Consider the following 22314-nt stretch of genomic DNA (forward strand, 5'->3'; position numbering starts at 1 on the left):
CCCGTACCCTCACCGGAGCCGGTCCCCACGCCGGAGCCCGGCCCCGGACCGGTCGAGCCGATGCCCCCGGTCGAGCCGATGCCCCCGGTGGACCCATCCGACCCGGCGCCGGTCGACCCCGACCTGCCAGGCGGCCCTGGCCCGTCGGAGATCCCGCCCGCCGGTGGCCCCGCGGGCGAGCAGGACCTTCCGGGCGTGCCGAACCCCGACCTGCCGGCTGGCGAAGGCGACGGCGACATCACGCTCGGCGACCCGCCGCCGAAGCAGGGCTGACCCGGTCCGCCGTTCACGACCACGCACGAGGTACGACGAAGGCCGCCCCGCCAGCTGGCGGGCCGGCCCTCGTTCGTTGAGTGCCGCCGCGAGAACTCAGCCCTCGGCGGCGTCCGTGATCTCGGCGAGCACCGCGCCCGACGTGACGGTCTCACCGATCCTGGCCGTGAGGCCGGACACGACACCGGCCTTGTGGGCGGTGATGGGCTGCTCCATCTTCATCGCCTCGAGGACGATGACGAGGTCCCCGGCGGCGACGGTGGCGCCCTCCTCGACGGCGATCTTGACGATCGTGCCCTGCATCGGCGCCGTCAACGAGTCGCCGGAGGCCGCGCCCCCGGATCTGCCGCCACCGGACCTCTTCGGCGCCTTCTTCTTCGACGCCGCGCCACCGTTGCCGCCGCCGAGCGAGAGGCCGCCCGGCAAAGAGACCTCGAGGCGCTTGCCGCCGACCTCGACGACGACCGTCTGGCGCTCCTCGGCCTCGGCCGCCTCGGCCGAGCCCCCGGCATACGGCTCGATCGTGTTGTCGAACTCGGTCTCGATCCAGCGGGTGTGGATGGTGAACGGCGCCCCGTCGGCCGGCGCGAACGCCGGGTCGGACACGACCGCGCGGTGGAAGGGCACCACGGTCGGCATGCCCTCGATGACGAGCTCGGCCAGGGCCCGCCGCGAGCGCTCGATCGCCTGCTCGCGGGTGCGGCCGGTGACGATGAGCTTGGCGATCATCGAGTCGAACGCGCCCGCGACGGTGTCGCCCTCGACGAGGCCGGAGTCCCAGCGAACGCCCGGGCCGTGGGGCACGACCATGCGGCTCACGGTGCCGGGGGCCGGGAGGAAGCCACGGCCGGCGTCCTCGCCGTTGATGCGGAACTCGATCGAGTGGGCGTGCGGCTCGGGGTCGTCGTAGCCGAGTGCCTCGCCGTTGGCGATGCGGAACTGCTCACGCACGAGGTCGATCCCGGTGACCTCCTCGGACACCGGGTGCTCGACCTGCAGGCGGGTGTTGACCTCGAGGAAGCTGATGTCACCGGCCGGGCCGACGAGGAACTCGCACGTGCCCGCGCCGACGTAGCCGGCCTCCTTCAGGATCGCCTTCGAGGCCCGCAGCAGCTCGGTGTGCTGCTCCTCGGTGAGGAACGGCGCAGGCGCCTCCTCCACGAGCTTCTGGTTGCGACGCTGCAACGAGCAGTCGCGGGTCGAGACGACGACGACGTTGCCGTGCTGGTCGGCCAGGCACTGCGTCTCGACGTGGCGCGGGTGGTCCAGGAAGCGCTCGACGAAGCACTCGCCGCGGCCGAACGCCGTGACGGCCTCGCGCACGGCGGACTCGTAGAGGTTGGGGATCTCCTCGATGTCGCGGGCCACCTTGAGCCCGCGTCCACCGCCGCCGTAGGCCGCCTTGATCGCGACCGGGAGCCCGTGCTCCTTGGCGAACTCCACCACCTCGTCGGCGCCGGAGACGGGGTCCTTCGTCCCGGGCACCAGGGGAGCGCCGGCCTTGGTCGCGATGTGACGCGCCTTGACCTTGTCGCCGAGCGAGTCGATCGCCTCGGGGCCAGGGCCGATCCAGACGAGACCGGCATCGATGACTGCCTGGGCGAAGGACGCGTTCTCGGCGAGGAAGCCGTAGCCGGGGTGCACCGCGTCGGCGCCGGCCTGGCGGGCGATGTCGAGCAGCTTCTCCTGGACGAGGTAGCTCTCGCCGGGGGTGGAGCCGCCGAGCGCGTACGCCTCGTCGGCGACCTTGACGTGCAGGGCATCCCGGTCCGGGTCGGCGTAGACCGCCACCGAGGCGATCCCGCTGTCCGTGCACGCCCGCGCGATGCGGACGGCGATCTCACCACGGTTTGCGATCAGGACCTTCTTGATGGATGCCATGGCTCGGACTCTATCGGGATGGGCTCAGGCCGATTCGGCGTCCTCGGTTCTATTCCCGACTGTCTCGCAGTGAGGTCCGGCACACCGGCTGGTCGGGCCTCGACCTAGCGTGGCCGCATGACGACAGACCAGTCAGTGCCCCGTCTCGACCTCGGCCATGCCTCGACCCCCGGCCTGGCCATCCCGCAGATCGGCTTCGGCGTCTGGGAGGTGCCGGACGCCGAGGTGGACGGCGCATTCGGCCGTGCCCTCGACATCGGCTACCGCCACATCGACACGGCCCGGATCTACGGCAACGAGGACGGCGTCGGTCGCGTGCTCGCCAAGGGCGACGTCGAGCGTGACGACGTCTTCGTCACGACGAAGGTCTGGAACGACGACCACGAGAACGTGCCGGCTGCCTTCGACGCCTCGATGCAGCGGCTGGGGCTCGACGTCCTCGACCTCTACCTGATCCACTGGCCGGCCCCGGCGCAGGACGCCTACGTCGACGCCTGGAAGGCCATGCTCGACCTGCAGCGCGAGGGCCGGGTGCGCTCCGTCGGCGTCTGCAACTTCCAGGTTCCCCACCTGCAGCGCCTGCTTGACGAGACCGGCGTGCTGCCGTCGATCAACCAGATCGAGCTCAGCCCCTACCTCCAGCAGCGTGAGCTGCGGGCCTTCCACGCCGAGCACGGCATCCTCACCGAGGCCTGGAGCCCGCTTGCGGTGCGCGCCGGGCTGCTCGAGGACCCGGTCGTGGTGGACCTGGCCACCAAGCACGGCGTGAGTGCCGCGCAGGTCGTCCTGCGCTGGCACGTCGAGCTCGGCAACGTGGTGCTCACCCGGTCGGTGACCCCGGCGCGCATCGCCGAGAACTTCGAGATCTTCGGCTTCGCGCTCGGCGAGGACGACCTGCGGGCGCTGGAGCCACTGGACCGGGGAACCCGCACCGGCCCCGACCCGGACACCTTCAGCTGACCTGCTCTGGTCGCGTCCGAGCCACTACATTGGCGGCCATGGGACTGTTCTCGCGCAAGAGCAAGGACGACACCGCTGAGCTGACGGACGCGACCCCAGCGGTCGAGGGGGAGAGTGACGAGGCCCTGTCGTCCGACTTCACCGGACGACCCGTCGCCAAGCCGCTGGGCGACGACGAGCGCTCCCGCATCGCCGCGGCTCTCGAGCGGGCGGCCGCGGAGGGGGTGGACGTCGACGACCTGCAGTCCATCGGCGCCCGCTACGATGCGGCCTTTCGTCGGTGGGCGGAGGAGGGCGGTGACGGGCAGGGTCCCGACGTCATCGTGGAGACGTTTGCCGTCGCGATCGGCGAGTACCTCGCTCGCCACAGTGCGCGGGAGTGGGCCGTGGTGACCGACGTCTTCGGCACCGACCTCGGGCTCGTCGCGGCTCGCGCCGACACGGTCGTGGTGCCGCACAACCTGGTCGGGGCGCGCTGGATGCGCGGCGAGACGGGTTGGGTGCCGCCCGTCGTCTCGCACCTCGTGAGCATCCGGCCGCGGGGCGACTGAACCGGAGCCTAGGATCGCCGGCATGGACAGTGCCGCCCGCAATGGGCTCGACAAGCGGAGCAAGCGCAACCTGGAGGAGGGCATCCAGCGCGATTTCACGCGGAAGATGTCCTACGGCGACTACCTGCGCCTCGACACGCTGCTGAGCGCGCAGCAGCCGCTCAGCGATCCACCTCAGCACGACGAGCTGCTGTTCATCATCCAGCACCAGACCTCGGAGCTCTGGCTCAAACTGATGATCCACGAGCTGCGTTCTGCGAGAACGCTGCTGCGTGACGACGAGCTGGCGCCGGCACTCAAGCGGCTGGCCCGCGTCAAGCACATCCAGCACACGCTGACCGACCAGTGGTCGGTGCTCGCCACCCTGACGCCGAGCGAGTACGCCCAGATCCGCCCCTTCCTCGCCGCCAGCTCGGGCTTCCAGTCGGCGCAGTACCGCGAGGTCGAGTTCCTCCTCGGCAACAAGAACGTCGACATGGTGGCGGTCTTCTCCCACGACGAAGGCGCGCGTGCCGCCCTCGATGGGCTGCTGCGCGAGCCGAGCCTCTACGACGAGTTCCTCGGCTACCTCTCCAGGCGCGGGTATGCCGTCCCTCCGGCCCTGCTCGACCGCGACTGGACGCAGCCCTACCGCCTCGACCAGGGCCTTGTCGACGTCTTCGCCGGGGTGTACGCCGAGCCCAACGAGCACTGGGGTGTCTACGAGACGTGCGAGGAGCTCGTCGACCTCGAGGACAACTTCCAGCAGTGGCGCTTCCGTCACCTGCAGGTCGTCCAGCGCACCATCGGCCAGAAGACCGGGACCGGCGGGTCGACCGGCGTGGACTTCCTTCGCCGCGCCCTCGACCTGACCTTCTTCCCGGAGCTCTACGAGGTCCGCACCCGCATCGGGGGCTGACCGGCGCGAGGGGAGGTCAACCAGCGCCTGCCGAGGGAAAGCGTCGCCCGAAGCGGTCGACCCAAGGCTCGCACTGGCACGGGCACTGTGCCACGCAGACCTCCTCGAAGCAGGTGTCCAGGCAGCTGCACACCACATCGGGCGCAGGCCGTGCGTCCACGCGCGGCTGTCGTCCGCGCATGAGTCGGCGTCGGGCTGCCAGCTCGGCCTCGGTCGGATGGTCCGCTGGGCGGTCACGGTGCGGCAGCTGCTCGGCGAGCCCATCCCGCGTGGCTCGATGCCGAAACCACCCCTGAGCGTCCGGCCGGTCGTAGCGAGGGAAGGCCCAGCGCTCTAACGGCACCTCGTCGGGCGGAGCCACGTCCAGGTGTGCCGGAAACCGCCGCCCCTGGTTGTCACGGACCGTGTCGGGCGGCACCGGCGACACCTCGTTGCCCTCTCGGTCCACGACCACGAGCCGCAGGTCAGCCTGTCCGAGAATCGCGGCGAAGAGGCCGAGACCGGTGCCGGAGCGTCCCTGCTCGATCCGCCCGACAGCGGACTGGGACGATCCGACGCGATCGGCCAGATCACGCTGGCTCAAGTCCGCCAGGCGTCGAGCTCTCATGACGTACCGGCCCGTGACCGAGCCGTCAGACCAGTCGAGGGGCGGGTGCGCTGAGGACATGCGGCAAGGTTCGCAGGGGCCACCGACACCACCGGACGGCGCGGCGCACAAGATTGCCAGTCGTAGACACGATGGGCACAAGGACCCACGCGTGACTACGTCACTGACCCGCCTGATGGGTCACTGACGTAGGGGTCCGCGCCGGCGGGGGGCCGGACGCTACGTCAGTGACCCATTGACCGGGTCAGTGCCGCAGAAGGGTTGGGGCGACGGGTTCAGGTTGCGGTCTTGGCGCGGACCTGGCGCTTGATGCGGCCGAGCATGGCGACCATGCCGCGCATGCGCAGCGGCGAGACCGCCTCGGCGAGGCCGAAGCGCATCGGGGCGTCGTCGGGCACGGCGAGGACCTCGGCAGCCGAGAGGCCGTCGAGGCCCTCGTGGAGGATGCCGGCGAAGCCTCGCGTCGTCGGGGCCTCGGCGGGGGCGTCGAAGAAGAGGCTGACTGGACGGTCGTCGAGCGAGCTGCCGTCGGCGACCTCGACGGTCAGGAACAGGGGCGACTGGCACTCGTCGACGCGTTCGAGCTGGTCGAGGCGGCCGGCATACCGCTGGGGGAGCCCCGGCAGCTCGTCGCTGAACTCGAGGAGCAGCTGCAGCTTCAGGTCGTTGCTCGCCGAACGGAAGTCCTCGGCGATCTCGGCGAGGGTGGCCGGCAGGGGAGTGTCACTCACGAAAGGCTCCTGGGTGGATCCGTGTCACTTCTCGATCGGGACGCGCACCGAGTTGCCCCACTCGGTCCACGAGCCGTCGTAGTTGCGCACCACCTCGAAGCCGAGCAGGTGCGTCAGCACGAACCACGTGTGCGAGGAGCGCTCGCCGATGCGGCAGTACGCGACGACGTCGTCCGACGGCGTGAGGCCCTGCTCCTGGACGTAGATCGCCTCGAGCTCCTCGCGCGACCGGAACGAACCGTCCTCGTTGGCCGCCCGCGCCCACGGCACCGACTTCGCGCCGGGAATGTGCCCGCCGCGCATGGCGCCCTCCTGGGGGTAGTCGGGCATGTGGAGCAGCTCGCCGGAGTACTCGCCGGGGGAGCGAACGTCCACGAGGGGCTGGCCGAGGTGGGTCAGGACGTCGTCCTTGAAGGCGCGGATCGGTGCGTCGTCACGCTCGGCGACGGGATAGTCGACCTTGGTCGTGGCGGGGACCTCGCGCGTCAGCTCACGGCCCTCGGCGACCCACTTCGCCCGGCCGCCGTCGAGCAGGCGCACGTCCTCGTGCCCGAACAGGCTGAAGACCCAGAGGGCGTACGCGGCCCACCAGTTGCTCTTGTCTCCGTAGATCACGACGGTCGTGTCGCGGCTGATGCCACGGGCGCCCATCACCTCGGCGAACCGGGCGCCGTCGACGTAGTCGCGCGTCACGGGGTCGTTGAGGTCGACGTGCCAGTCGATCTTGAGGGCGCCGGGGATGTGGCCCGTCTCGTAGAGCAGGACATCCTCGTCCGACTCCAGCACGGCGACGCCGTCCGGGCCCCCGACGCGCCCGGCCGCGACCTGCTCCGCGAGCCACTCGGTGGTGACGAGCCGCTCGGGGTGGGCGTAGGCGGAGATCTTCATGTCGTCAGCGCTCATGGCCCCATCGTGTCACGCGAGCCTGTCGAGATCCTCACGGCATCGTCTCTCGAACTCGCCCAGCTCTGCGATGGCGTCCTGGACGTCCCGCAGCCGCTGCTCGAGGTCCGCCCGGCGCTCGTCGATCTGGCTTACGACGTACTCGAGCTGCGTTCGCCGACCGCGCGGCGCGTCGAACAGGTCGATGATGGTCCGGATCTCCTCGAGCGGGAAACCCAGGCGCTTGCCGCGCAGGATCAGGCTCAGACGCGTGCGGTCACGCCGGTGGTAGACCCGCTGCGTTCCGCGGCGCTCGGGGGAGATCAGGCCGAGGTCCTCGTAGTGGCGCACGGTCCGGTGCGTGACATCGAACTCCTCCGCCACCTCGGCGATCGTCCACGTCGGCGCACTTGTCATGGTGTCGATGGTGCTTTACGTTTACGTCAACGTCAAGCACGCGTCACGAGCGCGTGATGGCGACCAGCCCTCAGGAGAACAGTGATGTTCGAGCTCAGCCAGGACCACGAGGACTTCCGCATGGTGGTCCGCGACTTCGCCGAGAAGGAGGTCGCACCCAACATCGCCAAGTGGGACGCCGCCGCCTACTTCCCGACCGATCTCGTGCCGAAGATGGGCGACCTCGGGCTCTTCGGTCTCGTCGTCCCGGAGGAGTACGGCGGTGCGGGGGAGGCGGGTGACTTCACGAGCCTCTGCGTCGCCATCGAGGAGCTCGGCCGGGTCGACCAGTCCATCGGCATCACCCTGTCCGCGGGGGTCGGCCTCGGCATCAACCCGATCCTGACCTACGGCACCGAGGAGCAGAAGCAGCGCTTCCTGCCTGACCTCGTCTCGGGTCGCGCGCTCGCCGGGTTCGGGCTCACCGAGCCCGAGGCGGGCTCCGACGCGGGCGCCACGCGCACCCGCGCCGAGCGCGACGGCGACGGGTGGGTGGTCAACGGTGCCAAGTCGTTCATCACCAACTCCGGGACCGACATCACGTCGGTCGTCACCGTGACCGCCCGCACCGGCACCGCGGAGGACGGTTCGCCCCAGATCTCGGCGATCATGGTGCCGGCCGGTACGCCGGGCTTCATCGTGGAGCCCGCCTACCACAAGCTCGGCTGGCACGTCTCCGACACCCACGGCCTCACCTTCGAGGACTGCAGGGTGCCCGCCGACCACCTGCTCGGGCAGGAGGGCCAGGGTTTCAAGCAGTTCCTCAAGACCCTCGACGACGGCCGCATCGCCATCTCGGCGCTAGCGGTCGGCTGCGCCCAGGCGTGCCTGGAGCTGGCCACCGACTACGCCAAGACGCGTACGGCCTTCGGTCGGCCGATCGGCGTGAACCAGGGCGTCTCCTTCCAGCTCGCCGACCTCGCCGTCATGGTCGAGGCGGCCCGGCTGCTGACCTACAAGGCGGCGTGGCTCAAGGACGAGCTGCACGCCGGCAAGCGCTCCGTCAAGGAGGTCAAGAACGCCGCAGCCATCGCCAAGCTCTACTCCACCGAGGCGGCTGTCACCGGCACTCGAATCGCGACCCAGGTCTTCGGTGGCAACGGCTTCATGGAGGAGTACCCCGTGGCGCGCTTCTACCGCGACGCCAAGATCCTCGAGATCGGTGAAGGAACCTCCGAGGTGCAGCGCATGCTCATCGCGCGTGGGCTGGGGCTGCCGGCATGACCGTGGCGCCACCCGAGGGTGACCCCCGCGTCGCCGACGTCCGCGCCCGGTTGGCGGACGCCCACGCGGCCTCTGCCAGCGCGCCCGAGAAGGCCCGGGCCAAGCTCGACGCGCAGGGCAAGATCTACGTCCGCGACCGCATCGCCCTGCTCTTCGACGACGGCTCGTTCGTCGAGGACGGCCGCTACGCCAACGCCCTGCAGCCGGGCCTCCCGGCCGACGGTGTCGTCACGGGCCGGGGCACCGTCGACGGCCGCCCGGCCATCGTCATCGCCAACGACCCGACCGTGAAGGCAGGCTCGTGGGGTTCGCGCACGGTCGAGAAGATCGTGCGGGCCACGGAGATGGCGCTGCGGGAGGAGCTGCCGGTCTTCTGGTTCGTCGACTCGGCCGGGGCGCGCATCACCGACCAGGTCGAGATGTTCCCGGGCCGGCGCGGCGCCGGGCGCATCTTCCACAACCAGGTGGCGCTGTCCGGCAAGGTGCCGCAGATCTGCTGCCTCTTCGGCCCGAGCGCCGCGGGTGGCGCGTACATCCCCAGCTTCTGCGACCTCATCATCATGGTCGAGGGCAACGCCTCGATGTACCTCGGCAGCCCGCGCATGGCCGAGATGGTCGTCGGCGAGAAGGTCTCGCTCGAGGAGATGGGCGGCGCCCGGATGCACTGCACCGTCTCCGGTGTCGGTGACCTGCTCGCCCACGACGACGCAGAGGCCATCGAGCTGGCCAAGCTCTACTTCTCCTACGTCCCCGGCAGCTGGCGCGACCACCCGCCGACGTATGCCGCCGAGCCCCCGGCCACGCCGCTGACCCGCGACACCGTGCCCGAACGCGAGTCCGTGCCCTTCGACGTCCACGACGTCGTCGAGGGTCTCGTCGACGACGACTCCTTCTTCGAGCTCAAGCCGCTGTGGGCGGCCGAGCTCGTCATCGGTTTCGGCCGCCTCGACGGACAGAGTGTCGGCATCGTCGCGAACAACTCGATGGTCAAGGGCGGGGTGCTGTTCACCGACAGCGCCGACAAGGCAGCCCGCTTCATCTGGCTCTGCGACGCCTTCAACATCCCGCTCGTCTACCTCGCCGACGTGCCCGGCTTCATGATCGGCTCCGAGGTCGAGCGCGGTGGCATCATCCGCCACGGGGCAAAGATGGTCAGCGCCGTCTCGTCCGCGACGGTGCCGCAGTTCTGCGTGGTCGTCCGCAAGGCGTACGGCGCCGGCCTCTACGCGATGGGCGGCCCCGGCTTCGGGCCTGACGCCACGATTGCGCTGCCGACTGCGCGGATCGCCGTCATGGGCCCCGAGGCCGCGGTCAACGCGGTCTACGCGAACAAGATCGCCGAGATCGCCGATCCGGACGAACGGGCGCAGTTCGTGGCAGACCGCCGCCGCGAGTACGAGCAGGACGTCGACATCGAGCGCCTCGCTGCCGATCTCGTGCTCGACTCGGTCATCGAGGCGGATGAACTGCGCTCGGAGCTCGTCCACCGTCTGGCCTATGCTTCCCGGCGTGACCGTCACTTCAGCGAGCGCCGACGCTCCGTCCCGCCGGTCTGAGCCGCGCCTGGGTCACAAGCTCGAGAGTCCCGACCGCGTCGCCGAGGGGGCCCAGCCGATCTGGCGACGGTTCCCGGTCTGGTTCCCGCTCGCCGTCTTCGCGGTCTCGCGCCTCTTCGTGTGGGTGGCCGCCACCTACCTCTCGCGCTACCAGATCCCACTGCCCATCGGCACGGCGAACATCCGCATCTTCTACCCCTCGCCCGCCGACCCCGGCTACCTGGCGGTCATGACGGGGTGGGACGGCCAGTGGTACCGGGTCATCGCCGAACAGGGCTACCCCGCGGTCCTGCCTCGTGTCGGGTGGGGCGGCATCGACATGAACCCGTGGGCCTTCTTCCCGGTGTTCCCGATGACGACCGGCCTGATCATGAAGGTCACCGGGCTGCCCTTCGCCGCCGCCGCACCGCTGTTGTCCACGGTCCTCGGGTTCGTCGCGATGTACATGCTCTTCAAGCTCGTGGACCAGGCGGTGGGCCGCTGGGAGGCCATCGTCGCCGTCGTCGCGACCTGCTTCTTCATCGCCTCGCCGGCCTTCTCCGCCTCCTACACGGAGTCCACGGCGCTGCTCGGGGTCGTCACCGTGCTCTGGCTGCTGCGCAAGCGGAAGTACTGGTGGGTGGCGCTCGCGCTGCTCGTCCTCTCGCTCAGCCGCAATGTCGTCATCGCCATGGTGCCGGTGATCATCGCCCACGCGGTGGTCCGCTGGCGCCAGGGCGACGAGGGCGAGCACCCGGTGCGGCTTCGCGTCGGGCTGGCGGCCCTCGCGGCATACGCGGGTGCCCTGACGTGGCTGTGGCCGACGATCGTCACCGTCGCTACCGACACGCCCAACGCGTACAACGACACGATGCTCGCCTGGAACATCGAGACGAAGATCAAGCTCTACCTCTGGTGGGACCTGCTCTACGACTACTGGGGTGTCCTCGGCCAGGTCGGCGGAGTCCTGGGCGTCGCGGCCTTCGCGTGGTTCATGCTGACGAAGAACTCCTGGCGCTGGGGCCCGGAGATCTGGGGCTGGGCCGGTGCCTACCCGGCCTACATCCTGCTGGTCACGAGCACGACGCCGAGCCGCCTGCGCTACGCGATGCTCGCCTTCCCGATGACGCTCGTCATGGCGTGGTTCCTCAAGCTGCGGTGGTGGCGCCGCTACCGCTACTGGCTGCTCGGGCTCATCGTGGTTGTCGGCGCCGCGCAGATGTGGTGGTGGACGGAGCACTACCTCGTCATCGAGAACCTCACCGATGACCTCTACCCCTGACGGATCAGTGACGCAGGCTGCCCACGACGTCGAACCACCCGATTCCGGCGTCGGCAAGCAGCTCGCGCAGCAGCGGTAGCGAGAGGCCGACGACGTTGTGGTGGTCCCCCTCGACGGCCGTGACGAACGCCCCGCCGAGCCCGTCGATGGTGAAGGCCCCGGCCACCGTGAGCGGCTCGCCCGTCGCGACGTAGGCCTCGATCTCCGCGTCGGAGAGCTTCGCGAAGTGGACGGTCGTCGAGGCCGTGGCCCCGAGCGTCGCTCCGCCGTCACCCCGGTCGTCGATGAGCCAGTGGCCCGTGTGCAGCACGCCAGAGCGACCTCGCATCAGGCGCCAGCGGGCGGCGGCCTCCTCCGCGTGGGCGGGCTTGCCGTGGACCTCGCCGTCGAGCTCGAGCACCGAGTCGCAGCCGAGCACGACCATGCCGGGCTCGACCCGGGCCGCGACGTCCTCGGCCTTGGCTCGCGCCAGCAGGAGCGCGACGTCGGCCGCCTCCAGCGGTCCGTAGCGTTCGGTCGCCTCGGCCACGGCCAGGTCCTCGTCGACCTTGCTCACCATGACGATCGCGTCGATGCCGGCGGCCCTGAGGGTGGAGCGCCTCGCCGGGGAGGCGGAGGCGAGGACGAGCTGCACGGCAGGCACCTGAGGGAGGGGGCTGGGTGGCATGCGGTCATGGTAGGCGGCGCGGGTACGCCGACGGCGCCGTCCCCGGGAGGAGCGGCGCCGTCGCGGAGCCGGTCGGTCAGATCTGCTGGAGGACCGCCGCCCGGAGGGTGTCGAGCCCGACGCCACCGATGTCGAGGGCGCGGCGGTGGAAGGCCTTGAGGTCGAACGCGTCGCCCTCCTGCTGCTTCACCTCGTCCCGCAGCTGCAGCCAGAGACGCTCGCCGATCTTGTAGCTGGGCGCCTGGCCCGGCCACCCGAGGTAGCGGTTGAGCTCGAAGCGCAGGATCTTCTCGTCCATGAAGCCGTAGCGGGTCAGGTAGGTCCACGCCTTGTCGTAGTCCCAGGCGCCGCCGCCGACCTCCTCGGGCGCGTCGAAACCGCAGTGCACGCCGATGTCGATGACGACGCGAGCGGCCCGAAGGGACTGTCCGGCAAGCCAACCCATCCTGTTGCCAGGGTCGTCCATGTATCCGAGCTCGGCCGTCAGCCGCTCGGCGTAGAGGGCCCAGCCCTCCCCGTGACCGGATGTCCACGCCTCCAGCCGGCGCCACTTGTTCAGCAGCTCGGAGCGGTAGACGGTCTGGGCCACCTGCAGGTGGTGGCCGGGGACGCCCTCGTGGTAGACGGTCGTGAGCTCGTTCCAGGTGCGGAACTCGGTGTTGCCCTTCGGCACCGACCACCACATTCGCCCCGGGCGGCTGAAGTCGTCGGACGGACCGGTGTAGTAGATGCCGCCCGTCTGTGTCGGCGCGATCATGCACTCGATGCGCTGCACCGGGCCGGGGATGTCGAAGTGCACGTCCTTGAGGTCGGCGATGACCTCGTCGGCACGCTCCTGCATCCAGGCCTTGAGCGCGTCGGTGCCGTGCAGGGCGTAGCGGTCGTCGGCGTCGAGGATCTCGACACCACGCCGGACGCTCGCACCCGGCTCGAGCCCCTCGGCGATCTCGCTCATCTGGGCGTGCAGGCTCGCGACCTCCGCCTGCCCCCAGCGGTAGGTCTCCTCGAGGTCGACGGTTGCCCCGAGGAAGTAGCGCGACTCGAGGCGGTACCGCTCGAGGCCACACGCGTCCGCCTCGGGGGCGTGCGGCAGCAGCTCCTGCTCCAGCCAGTCGGCCATCTGGGCGTATGCCGTCGCAGCCGCCTGTGCGGCGTCGACGAGCCGCTCCCTCGCCTCACCGGCGAGCGGGGCGTCGTCCACCTTCGCGTCGGCCACGACCTTGGCGAAGTAGCCGTCCTCGGCCACGAGCTCACGCGACTGCTCGGCGCAGGCCGTGACCTGTCGGCGCGGCGACACCTGTCCGCGCTCGCGCGCCGTCAGCAGCGACTGCTGGTAGCCCTCGAGCGCCGCGGGGATCTTGGCCATGCGGGAGGCGAAGGTGCGCCAGTGCTCCTCCGTGTCCTGGGGCATGAGGTCGAAGACGTCGCGGACCGACTGCAGCGGGGAGGCGAGCACGTTGAGCGACATCTCGTCGAGCCCGGCGGCATACCGGTCCTCGGCCAGCTGGAGGCGCTCTGTCATCGCATCGACGGTGACGCGGTCGACGTCGTCGGTCGGTGTCGCGGCGGCGAGCCGGTCGAGGGTTGCGCGGCGCAGCTCGGAGGCGGCGGCGTTCCCCGCGGGGGAGAGGTCGTCGAGGTCCTCCTCGCGGCCCGGGACGCCGAGGAAGGTGGCGTTGATGGGGCTGAGGGCGACGGCGGCCTCGAAGTAGGCCTCTGCGATGTGGTCGACGTCGGTCTGCGGTCGCGCGGTCTGCGTGTTGGCGGTCACCCGGCGAAGGTAGACCAGCCCGGTGCCCGGTGCCAGTGCATTGCGGTGAGCACCGCGGCGCGGCGCGGCGACGCGCCGCCCCTCAGTCGTCCTTGGGGGAGGAGCCGCCCTTGTCTGCACCGCCGACCACCAGCACCACGACCCCGTCGGCCGTCGACGTGCCGGCAGAGGGCCAGGTGGTGATGACCCGTCCGCCGTCACCGGGCGCCGGGACGGTGACGCGCGTGACCCGGACGTCCTTGCCGCCGAGGCCCTTGGCCGCGTCCTGGGCGCTCGCGCCGACGAGACCGTCGGGCACGACGAAGGAGGAGTTGACGGAGTCGGGTGCGTGGCCCCGGCTCACGACGAGGGCCACGGTCTGGCCCTTCGTCATCGGCTCGCCCGGTGCCGGGAAGCTGCCCAGCACCGCGCCGTCCGGCTGCGTGGAGCGCACGAGGACCCAGCGCACGTCGACCCCGAGGCCGATGAGCTGCGCGACCGCGTCCTTGCGCTGCTGGCCCACCAGGTCGGCTGGCACGGAGCTGCCGTCGGACGGCGGTGCAGTCGTGGCTGGCGCAGAGGAGGGCGCCGATGCGCTGGACGACGTTGACGCCGCGGTCGCCGGGGTGGTCGCCGGGTCCCCGCCGGACAGCAGGACGAAGCCCAGCGTCGCCGCGAGTGCGACGACCACAGCCGCGAGCGCCCACACGACGGCACCCGGGCGGGAGCGGCGGCGCTCGTCGGCGACCGAGCGCCGCGTCCTCGCGGTGGGCGCGGTGTCCGCGCGCGAGGCGTCCCCGCGAGCCATGGCGGGGCGAGCCACGGCGGGACGGGATGCGGCGGGACGGGATGCGGCGGGGCGCTCGGGCGCCGGAGCCGTGGGCAGGACCGAGGTGCTGGTGGCAGGAGCGAGCACGGAGGTCGCCTCGGCGGTCGGCAGGGCCGCGGTGGCGTCGTCGGCCCGGCTCTCGTGCGCGCGCAGGGCGGCGCTCAGGGCTTCGGCGTCGGGGTAGCGGTCGGCCGGCGCCTTGGCCGTGGCCCGGACCACGACGTCGTCGAGGTCGGCGGGCAGGTCGGCGACGCGCGAGCTCGGCAGCGGTACCGGCTCGTCGAGGTGGCGCATCGCGATGGCCACCGGGGTGTCGCCCTCGAACGGGACGGCGCCCGTCAGCATCTGGAAGAGCAGGATGCCCACCGAGTAGAGGTCCGACGACGGGGTCGTCGCCTCGCCCCGGGCCTGCTCGGGCGCGATGTAGGCGGCAGTCCCCATCACCATGCCGGTGTCGGTCAGGGATGCCTGACCGAGAGCCCGGGCGATGCCGAAGTCGGTGACCTTCACGGTGCCGTCGGCCCGGACGATGACGTTGCCGGGCTTGATGTCGCGGTGCACGACGCCGGCGCGGTGGGCGGCGGCGAGCGCGGCACACACCTGCTCGGCCAAGCGAACGGCATCGGAGGGGGTGAGGCGGCCCCGCTCCCGGATCACGTGCGCGAGGTCGTGGCCCTCGGCATACTCCATGACGATGAAGTGGGAGGCCCCGTCGACGCCGTAGTCGTAGACCTGCGCGATGTTCGGGTGCGAGAGCGCGGCGGCGGTGAGCGCCTCACGGCGGAAGCGCTCGACGAAGTCGGGGGAGTCGGCATAGCCGGCAGCGAGGACCTTGACGGCGACCAGCCGGCCGAGCCGCTCGTCCGTCGCCAGGTGGACCTCGCCCATGCCGCCGACGGCGATGTGCCGGCGCAGCGTGTAGCGCTGGGCGATCCGGACGGCGGAGGACGACTCGACAGACATGGGCAAAAAGCCTAGGGCAGCAGGTGGGGTGTCGGCCAACCGGCGTCCGTCACCGACGCTTGGCGGAGGTCCTTCCGGCGTCAGCGCGGCAGGCCGGTGCGGCGCCAGCCGCCATGCCGGGCCGACGGCCCCACGAGGCGCCACGAGGGGTCGGACCACGCGGACCGGGGGTGCTCCGGCGCCGGCTCGTCGCCTCCGAGAGCCGAGAGCACGGTGACGAGTGCCGCCAGCTCCTCCGGGGTGGGGTTGCCGGACACGCGCAGGACGGGTACGGCGCCCCCGTCGGGGCTCGTCGGGCCGGTCACAGCGGGATGTTCCCGTGCTTCTTGGGCGGCAGCGTCTCGCGCTTGTTCTGCAGCGCCCGCAGCGCCCGCGTGACGTTCATCCGCGTGTTGGAGGGGCTGATCACGGTGTCGATGTAGCCGCGCTCCGCTGCGACGTACGGGTTGGCGAGGGTCTCCTCGTAGTGCGTGATGAGCTCCTGGCGCTGGGCCTCCACGTCGCCACCGCTCTCCGCCGTGTGCTTGAGCTCCTTGCGGTAGAGGATGTTGACCGCGCCCTGGGCGCCCATGACGGCGATCTGGCCGGTCGGCCAGGCCAGGTTGATGTCGGCGCCGAGGTGCTTGGAGCCCATGACGTCGTAGGCGCCGCCGTAGGCCTTGCGGGTGATCACGGTGATCTTGGGGACGGTGGCCTCGGCATACGCGTAGATCAGCTTGGCCCCGCGCCGGATGATGCCGTCCCACTCCTGGCTGGTGCCGGGCAGGAAGCCGGGGACGTCGACGAAGGTCAGGACCGGGACGTTGAAGCAGTCGCAGGTGCGCACGAACCGGGCGGCCTTCTCCGAGGCGTCGATGTCGAGGCAGCCGGCGAACTGCAGCGGCTGGTTGGCCACGATGCCGACGGACATGCCGTCGATTCGGGCGAAGCCGGTGAGGATGTTGGGCGCGAAGAGCGGCTGCACCTCGAGGAACTCGCCGTCGTCGACGACGTGCTCGATGACCTGCTTCATGTCGTACGGCACGTTGGGTGAGTCCGGGATGCACGTGTCGAGCCAGCGGTCGTCGTCGGTGACCGACAGGTCGGCGTCCCCCTCGCCGTACACGGGCGGGGTCTCCAGGTTGTTGCTCGGCAGGTAGGACAGCAGCGCCTTGACGTAGTCGATGGCGTCCTGCTCGTCGCTGCCCATGTAGTGCGCGACACCGGACTTGCTGTTGTGCGTCAGGGCGCCGCCGAGCTCCTCGAAACCGACGTCCTCGCCCGTCACCGTCTTGATGACGTCGGGGCCGGTGATGAACATGTGCGAGGTCTGGTCGACCATGACGGTGAAGTCGGTGATCGCGGGGGAGTAGACCGCCCCGCCGGCGCAGGGCCCCATGACGAGCGAGATCTGCGGGATGACCCCCGAGGCGCGCACGTTGCGGAAGAAGATCTCGCCGTAGAGCCCGAGCGAGACGACGCCCTCCTGGATGCGGGCACCACCGGAGTCGTTGAGCCCGATGACCGGGCAGCCGATCTTCATGGCGAAGTCCATGACCTTGACGATCTTCTCCCCGAAGACCTCGCCGAGCGAGCCGCCGAAGACGGTGAAGTCCTGGGCGAAGACGGCGACCTGCCGGCCGTCGACCATGCCGTAGCCGGTGACGACGCCGTCGCCGTAGGGCCGGTTCTTGTCCTGGCCGAAGTTGTTGCTGCGGTGTCGGGCGTACTTGTCCATCTCGATGAAGGTGCCCTCGTCGAGCAGCATCGCGATGCGCTCACGGGCCGTCTTCTTGCCCCGGGCGTGCTGCTTCTCGACGGCACGCTGCGATCCGGCGTTCGCGACCTCGGCGACGCGTCGCTTGAGGTCGGCGAGCTTGCCGGCGGTCGTGCTGAGGTCGGGAGCCGGGGCGACAGCCGCGTCCGGCGTTCTGCTCTGCTCCGCGGTGCTGGGAGGCTGCTCTGCCACGGCGTGATCGGTTGCCATGCTCGGCACTCTAGCCTTGACCCCGTGCGCGATTCGCTCGACTCGGAGACTGTCCGTGCGGCCTTGGTCACGTCCGGCCGGCCGTGGCGCGGCGTGGAGCTGCACCCTTCCCTGGGCTCGACGAACACCCGGCTGCGCGAGCTGCTGACCGGGGCGCCCCGGGCGCTGACGACGTGTGCCGTGGGCGCGCCGCCCGACGAGCGGGGCCTCTGGTGGGTGGTGCTGACGGACCACCAGACCGGCGGCCGGGGCCGTCTCGGTCGGGCCTGGACGGTGCCGGACAAGGCCTCCCTGGCGGTCAGCGTCGCCGTACCGGTCGCCGACCGGTTGCAGGCCGGGTGGATGCCGCTGCTCGCCGGGTTGGCGCTGGCCCGGGCGGTCGGCGAGGTGACCGAGGCCTCGGGGCGGCGACTGACCGCACGTCTCAAGTGGCCCAACGACGTCCTGCTCGCCGACGACGGCGACCGCAAGGTGAGCGGGATCCTCTGCGAGCTCGTCGGGACCGGCACCGATCCCACCTGGGCGGCCGTCGTCGTCGGGACGGGGGTCAACGTGGACCAGACCCGCGAGGAGCTGCCCGTCGACACCGCCACCTCCCTGGTCCTCGCCGGCGCGCCCGTGCGGCGCGAGGACCTGCTGACGGCCTACCTGGACCACCTCGTCGCCGTGCTTCCCGGCGCGGGCGTGCATGTCGGGCCGGATCCGGTGCGACCGGGCGACGTCGCAGCGGTGCGGGCGGCCTACCGCGAGGCGTGCTCGACCCTCGGGCTCGAGGTCCGGGTGCAGCTGCCCACCGGCGACGCGGCCACGGGGACCGCCGTGGACGTGGACGACGACGGCGCCCTCGTCGTGCGCACCGCGCACGGCCCGCGCAGCTTCGCCGCCGGTGACGTCGTCCACGTGAGGCCCGCCGCAGGCGGGCTGGCATGATCGGTCCATGACCGAGCCGGGCACCCCGGGCACCCCGGGCACTCCGGGCACTCCGGGCACCGAGCCTGCCGGGCGGGCGAGCGAGGACTTCACCGAGCAGCTGCTCGGCCGTCCCCTCGAGCTGCGCCGGCGCGATGTGAGCCGTGGCGCCGAGGTGTCCCTGCTGTCGGCGCGCAAGTTCTGGCACGCCCTTGGCTTCCCCGTCGTCGACACCGACGACGAGCTGTTCACCGAGGCGGACCTGAAGGCCCTGGCCGCCGTGGCCGGGATCGTGCGCGACGGCCTGCTCGACGAGCCGACGGCGCTCGCCATGACGCGCGCCTTCGCGAGGTCGGCCGACCGTCTCGCCGGCTGGCAGTCCCAGCTGATCGCCGAGGCCGTCGAGACCCACATGACGGCAGCCCTCGGCGGCGACGGCGAGCCGGACGAGGGCGAGACGCGGGCCGTGCCGAGCCTCGAGACGGCGACGGAGACGGCCAAGCGCCTCTCGGCGCTCACCGACCGCCTCGAGCCGCTGCTGGTCTACGCGTGGCGCCGGCACCTGTCCGCGACGGTCGCCCGCATGCTTGCCGACGCAGACCCCGAGTCCTACGGCATGACGAAGATGCGGTCCGTCGGCTTCGCGGACCTCGTCAACTTCACGGCGCTCGTGCGGCGCATGTCGGAGCGAGACCTGGCGCGCCTGGTCTCACGCTTCGAGGCACTGTCGGCCGACGTCATCACCGCCCACGGCGGCCGCCTCATCAAGACGGTCGGCGACGAGGTCCTCTTCACGACGGTGGGCGCCGCGCCGTCGGCCGCCATCGCCCTCGACCTCGTCGAGGCCATGGCGCAGGACGACCTGCTGCCCGACGTGCGCTGTGGCATGGCCCGCGGGCCGATCGTCTCGCGCCTCGGTGACGTCTTCGGAACGACCGTCAACCGGGCCTCCCGCCTCACCGCCGTCGCGCAGGCCGGCACCGTGCTCGTCGATGCCACGATGGCTCGCGAGCTGGCGAGCCTGTCAGGTTTCGAGCTGACCGGTCAGCGCCGGCGCATCCTGCGCGGGGTCGGGCCCGTGACTCCCTCGCTGCTGCGCCGCGCGACGTCGGCGGCCCGCCGATCCACCTCGCCCGAGGGTGAGCCCGCAGACCACCGACCACCGACCCGCGCCGACGCGTGAGCCCCGAAGGAGACCGACGTATGCCGTCAACGCCGACCGCAGCCGACGCCACCCCCAGCGACGGGTCGGCACCGCCTGTCCTCGTCCGTGTCGAGCGCTTCACCGAGCCCGAGCTGGCGCACGTCGCCGAGATCGTGCTCGACCGGCCCACGGCGCTGAACGCCGTGTCGACGGCCATGGCCCAGGCGATCGCGAAGGCGACAGCCGAGGTGGCCGCGGACGAGTCGGTGCGGTGCGTCGTGCTGACCTCCAGCCACGAGAAGGCGTTCTGCGTCGGTGCCGACCTCAAGGAGCGCAACACGCTCACCGACGCGGAGCTCATGGAGCAGCGCCCGGTGGCGCGGGCGGCATACGGTGGGGTACTCGGCCTGCCCATGCCCGCCGTCGCAGCGGTCGACGGCTTCGCCCTCGGCGGCGGCTTCGAGCTCGCCCTGTCGTGCGACGTGATCGTCGCGGGCGAGGACGCGCTCGTCGGACTGCCCGAGGTCGGCGTCGGCGTCATCCCCGGTGGTGGCGGCACGCAGCTGCTCGTGCGCCGGGTCGGGTGGTCGCGCGCCGCGAAGGCCATCTTCACGGCGGCCAGGATGCGGGCCCACGAGGCTCTCGAGCTCGGTGCCGTCGACGAGGTCGTGCCGGCCGGGACGGCGCGGGGGCGTGCGCTGGAGCTGGCTGCCACCATCGCGGCGAACTCTCCCGTCGGGCTGCGGAACGCCAAGCGGGCCATGCGCCTGGGAGCCGACGTCGGCCTGGACGCGGGCCTGGAGATCGAGGACGGCTGCTGGCGGGCCACGGCGTTCTCGGGCGACCGCCGCGAGGGCGTGGCCGCCTTTGCCGAGAAGCGCCGGCCCGTCTGGCCGGGACGCTGACGCGGTCCACGAGCCACGACGCCCCGCGGCCGCGGCGACGATCTCCCGTGTCGCGGGCCGGTCAAGGTGCATATCGGTCCGTAGTGGATAGGCTCACCACGGTCGGCGCGCCCCGGGCCGGCAGATCCTGAGGACGGTGACATGACCCGAGTGCTCCTGGCGGAGGACGACACAGCCATCTCCGAGCCGCTCGCGCGCGCGCTGCGGCGGGAGGGCTACGACGTCGACGTGCGCGAGGACGGTCTCGCCGCCCTCGACGGTGCCAAGGAGAACCCCGACCTGGTGCTGCTCGACCTCGGGCTGCCGAAGATCGACGGCCTCGAGGTGTGCCGCCGCATCCGGGCCGAGGGGCGCACCATCCCGGTGCTGATCCTCACGGCGCGCGCGGACGAGGTCGACACGGTCGTCGGGCTCGACGCCGGCGCCGACGACTACGTCACCAAGCCGTTCCGCCTGGCCGAGCTGCTGGCCCGCGTCCGTGCGCTGCTGCGGCGCACCCCGACCGAGGTGGCCGCCTCGGGCGAGCTGGTACGGATCGACTCCGAGGGGCGCCGCGCCTGGTTCAAGGGCGAGGAGCTGCAGCTGACCGCCAAGGAGTTCGACCTGCTCCGGGTGCTGGTTCGCGAGCAGGGCAAGGTCGTCTCCCGCGAGCAGCTGATGCGCGAGATCTGGGACACCGCGTGGTTCGGCTCCACCAAGACTCTCGACATGCACATCTCGGTGCTGCGTCGGAAGCTCGGCGACGACGCCACGTCACCGCAGTACATCGCCACCGTCCGTGGCGTGGGCTTCCGCTTCGAGCGACCCCAGGCCGACTGACCGTGCGGCGGGTCCTGGACCGGATGGCTCTGGTCGCAGCAGTCGTCTGCGGGGGGCTCTTCGTGCTGCTCTCGACCGCGGTCGTGACCTGGGCCGTCACGCAGCGACCCGCCTCGCTCACCGCCTGGGTGATGTCCGACCCGTCCGTCGGCATCGCGCGGTTTGCCGGTGCCATGCTCGCCGTGGGCGCCCTGAGCGCCGGAGCCGCCTACCTCGCCACCGCGCGTGCCCGGGCGGGGGTCCAGGCGAGCTCGACCGAGCTCGTCGCGCTCGCCACCCGGTTCGCGGCGGGCGAGGCACGCCTGACTCCCGTGCGCTCCGGCATCGAGGAGATCGACCAGGTGTCCGGCGTCATGACGCGCCGGGCCCACGACATGACCAAGTCGCTGGCCGCCGAGCGCGACTTCGCCGCCGACGCCTCCCACCAGCTCCGCACCCCCCTGACCGCCCTGCTGATGCGGCTCGAGGAGATCTCCGAGACCGACGACGCCGACGTCGTCAAGGAGGAGGCGACCATCGCGATCGCTCAGGTCGAACGGTTGACGCGCGTCGTGGACGATCTGCTCGGCCGCACGCGCGGGGCCGGCGGGCCCTCACCGGCTGTCTCCCTAGACTCCGTCATCGCCGCGCTCCAGCGAGAGTGGCAGCCGGCCTTCGAGCAGGCCCGCCGCTCGGTCCGGGTGCGCGGGGAGCGGGGCCTGTTCGTGCGCTCGACGCCGGTCGCGCTCTCCCAGGTGCTCTCGACGCTGCTCGAGAACTCCCTCGTCCACGGACGCGGCACCGTCGACGTGCACGCCCGACGGTCCGGCCCGTCCGTCATCGTCGAGGTGAGCGACCAGGGCGACGGCGTGCCGGCAGCGATGGCCCCACACATCTTCGAGCGTTCCGTCAGCAGCGGCGCCGGCGGCAGCACCGGCCTCGGCCTTGCGCTGGCTCGTGACCTGGCGGAGTCCAACGGTGGCCGGCTCGACCTCGTGCAGGCCCAGCCGGCCCGGTTCGCGCTGTTCCTCTCCGAGGCCGAGACCGACTGAGCCGAAGCTGCGCCGAGCCCGCGAAGGACGAGGCGCTGCCTGCCCAGCGGG

Annotated in this window: 21 protein-coding genes and 1 pseudogene; 12 read left to right on the forward strand and 10 right to left on the reverse strand. The window is 71.4% G+C overall.

Annotated features, from left to right (window positions below; all coding sequences use genetic code 11):
* A pseudogene (locus AC3WRT_RS12280) lies at positions 1-273 on the forward strand (hypothetical protein); the annotation flags it as partial.
* A gap of 96 nt (positions 274-369) precedes the next feature.
* Here AC3WRT_RS12280 and AC3WRT_RS12285 read toward each other — a convergent pair.
* The gene (locus AC3WRT_RS12285; RefSeq protein ID WP_492722251.1) at positions 370-2154 is read right to left on the reverse strand and encodes an acetyl/propionyl/methylcrotonyl-CoA carboxylase subunit alpha; all 1785 of its coding nucleotides are present in this window, start codon (positions 2152-2154) and stop codon (positions 370-372) included.
* A 117-nt stretch (positions 2155-2271) separates the two neighbouring features.
* Here AC3WRT_RS12285 and AC3WRT_RS12290 point away from each other — a divergent pair, with 117 nt between their 5' ends.
* Genes AC3WRT_RS12290 through AC3WRT_RS12300 form a run of 3 tightly spaced genes read left to right on the forward strand, consistent with a single transcriptional unit; the run spans position 2272 to position 4563 of the window.
* Positions 2272-3114, forward strand: coding sequence for an aldo/keto reductase (locus AC3WRT_RS12290; RefSeq protein ID WP_492722253.1), 843 nt, complete (start codon positions 2272-2274; stop codon positions 3112-3114).
* A gap of 38 nt (positions 3115-3152) precedes the next feature.
* A complete protein-coding gene (locus tag AC3WRT_RS12295; RefSeq protein ID WP_492722255.1) occupies positions 3153-3665 on the forward strand; it encodes a DUF3806 domain-containing protein in 513 nt (170 codons plus the stop codon).
* Positions 3666-3687: 22 nt separating this feature from the next.
* Positions 3688-4563, forward strand: coding sequence for a tryptophan 2,3-dioxygenase (locus AC3WRT_RS12300; protein ID WP_492722257.1), 876 nt, complete (start codon positions 3688-3690; stop codon positions 4561-4563).
* 16 nt (positions 4564-4579) lie between these two features.
* Here AC3WRT_RS12300 and AC3WRT_RS12305 read toward each other — a convergent pair whose 3' ends face one another.
* The 4 genes from AC3WRT_RS12305 to AC3WRT_RS12320 form a co-directional block, all read right to left on the reverse strand.
* Positions 4580-5230, reverse strand: coding sequence for a helix-turn-helix domain-containing protein (locus tag AC3WRT_RS12305; RefSeq protein ID WP_492722258.1), 651 nt, complete (start codon positions 5228-5230; stop codon positions 4580-4582).
* A 215-nt stretch (positions 5231-5445) separates the two neighbouring features.
* Positions 5446-5901, reverse strand: coding sequence for a SufE family protein (locus AC3WRT_RS12310; RefSeq protein ID WP_492722260.1), 456 nt, complete (start codon positions 5899-5901; stop codon positions 5446-5448).
* 24 nt (positions 5902-5925) lie between these two features.
* Complete coding sequence (locus AC3WRT_RS12315) at positions 5926-6804, reverse strand: sulfurtransferase (protein WP_492722261.1); 879 nt, start codon at positions 6802-6804, stop codon at positions 5926-5928.
* 12 nt (positions 6805-6816) lie between these two features.
* On the reverse strand, positions 6817-7200 hold the full coding sequence (locus AC3WRT_RS12320; protein ID WP_492722262.1) for a MerR family transcriptional regulator: 384 nt from the start codon (positions 7198-7200) through the stop codon (positions 6817-6819).
* A gap of 84 nt (positions 7201-7284) precedes the next feature.
* Between AC3WRT_RS12320 and AC3WRT_RS12325 the strand changes: the two genes are divergently transcribed.
* The 3 genes from AC3WRT_RS12325 to AC3WRT_RS12335 are packed head-to-tail and all read left to right on the forward strand — an operon-like array spanning position 7285 to position 11280.
* On the forward strand, positions 7285-8463 hold the full coding sequence (locus AC3WRT_RS12325) for an acyl-CoA dehydrogenase family protein (RefSeq protein WP_492722264.1): 1179 nt from the start codon (positions 7285-7287) through the stop codon (positions 8461-8463).
* Complete coding sequence (locus AC3WRT_RS12330; protein WP_492722265.1) at positions 8460-10019, forward strand: acyl-CoA carboxylase subunit beta; 1560 nt, start codon at positions 8460-8462, stop codon at positions 10017-10019. Before AC3WRT_RS12325 ends, AC3WRT_RS12330 begins: the two co-directional genes overlap by 4 nt.
* Positions 9973-11280: a hypothetical protein gene (locus AC3WRT_RS12335; RefSeq protein WP_492722266.1), complete on the forward strand. Its 1308-nt coding sequence runs from the start codon at positions 9973-9975 to the stop codon at positions 11278-11280. Before AC3WRT_RS12330 ends, AC3WRT_RS12335 begins: the two co-directional genes overlap by 47 nt.
* A gap of 4 nt (positions 11281-11284) precedes the next feature.
* On the opposite strand, the gene AC3WRT_RS12340 is transcribed toward AC3WRT_RS12335, so the two are convergent.
* From AC3WRT_RS12340 to AC3WRT_RS12360, 5 genes are all read right to left on the reverse strand, one after another.
* Complete coding sequence (locus tag AC3WRT_RS12340; protein ID WP_492722268.1) at positions 11285-11947, reverse strand: Maf family protein; 663 nt, start codon at positions 11945-11947, stop codon at positions 11285-11287.
* Positions 11948-12023: 76 nt separating this feature from the next.
* Positions 12024-13718: a DUF885 domain-containing protein gene (locus AC3WRT_RS12345; protein ID WP_492722269.1), complete on the reverse strand. Its 1695-nt coding sequence runs from the start codon at positions 13716-13718 to the stop codon at positions 12024-12026.
* Positions 13719-13800: 82 nt separating this feature from the next.
* Complete coding sequence (gene pknB / locus AC3WRT_RS12350; protein ID WP_492722270.1) at positions 13801-15489, reverse strand: Stk1 family PASTA domain-containing Ser/Thr kinase; 1689 nt, start codon at positions 15487-15489, stop codon at positions 13801-13803.
* Positions 15490-15569: 80 nt separating this feature from the next.
* On the reverse strand, positions 15570-15794 hold the full coding sequence (locus tag AC3WRT_RS12355) for an acyl-CoA carboxylase subunit epsilon (RefSeq protein WP_492722272.1): 225 nt from the start codon (positions 15792-15794) through the stop codon (positions 15570-15572).
* The gene (locus AC3WRT_RS12360; RefSeq protein WP_492722274.1) at positions 15791-17455 is read right to left on the reverse strand and encodes an acyl-CoA carboxylase subunit beta; all 1665 of its coding nucleotides are present in this window, start codon (positions 17453-17455) and stop codon (positions 15791-15793) included. The genes AC3WRT_RS12355 and AC3WRT_RS12360 overlap by 4 nt, the downstream gene beginning before the upstream one ends.
* A gap of 24 nt (positions 17456-17479) precedes the next feature.
* Between AC3WRT_RS12360 and AC3WRT_RS12365 the strand changes: the two genes are divergently transcribed.
* The 5 genes from AC3WRT_RS12365 to AC3WRT_RS12385 all read left to right on the forward strand — a co-directional run bounded on the left by AC3WRT_RS12365 (position 17480) and on the right by AC3WRT_RS12385 (position 22263).
* Positions 17480-18385, forward strand: coding sequence for a biotin--[acetyl-CoA-carboxylase] ligase (locus AC3WRT_RS12365; RefSeq protein ID WP_492722276.1), 906 nt, complete (start codon positions 17480-17482; stop codon positions 18383-18385).
* Between the two features lie 7 nt (positions 18386-18392).
* Entirely contained in the window at positions 18393-19547 is a 1155-nt protein-coding gene (locus AC3WRT_RS12370) for an adenylate/guanylate cyclase domain-containing protein (RefSeq protein ID WP_492722278.1), read from the forward strand.
* A 20-nt stretch (positions 19548-19567) separates the two neighbouring features.
* Positions 19568-20413, forward strand: coding sequence for an enoyl-CoA hydratase/isomerase family protein (locus AC3WRT_RS12375; protein ID WP_492722280.1), 846 nt, complete (start codon positions 19568-19570; stop codon positions 20411-20413).
* 141 nt (positions 20414-20554) lie between these two features.
* The gene (locus AC3WRT_RS12380; RefSeq protein WP_492722282.1) at positions 20555-21232 is read left to right on the forward strand and encodes a response regulator transcription factor; all 678 of its coding nucleotides are present in this window, start codon (positions 20555-20557) and stop codon (positions 21230-21232) included.
* A 23-nt stretch (positions 21233-21255) separates the two neighbouring features.
* A complete protein-coding gene (locus AC3WRT_RS12385) occupies positions 21256-22263 on the forward strand; it encodes a sensor histidine kinase (protein WP_492722284.1) in 1008 nt (335 codons plus the stop codon).
* Positions 22264-22314 lie beyond the last annotated feature (51 nt).

The organism is Terrabacter sp. FW104-15G4B (genome assembly GCF_058790095.1).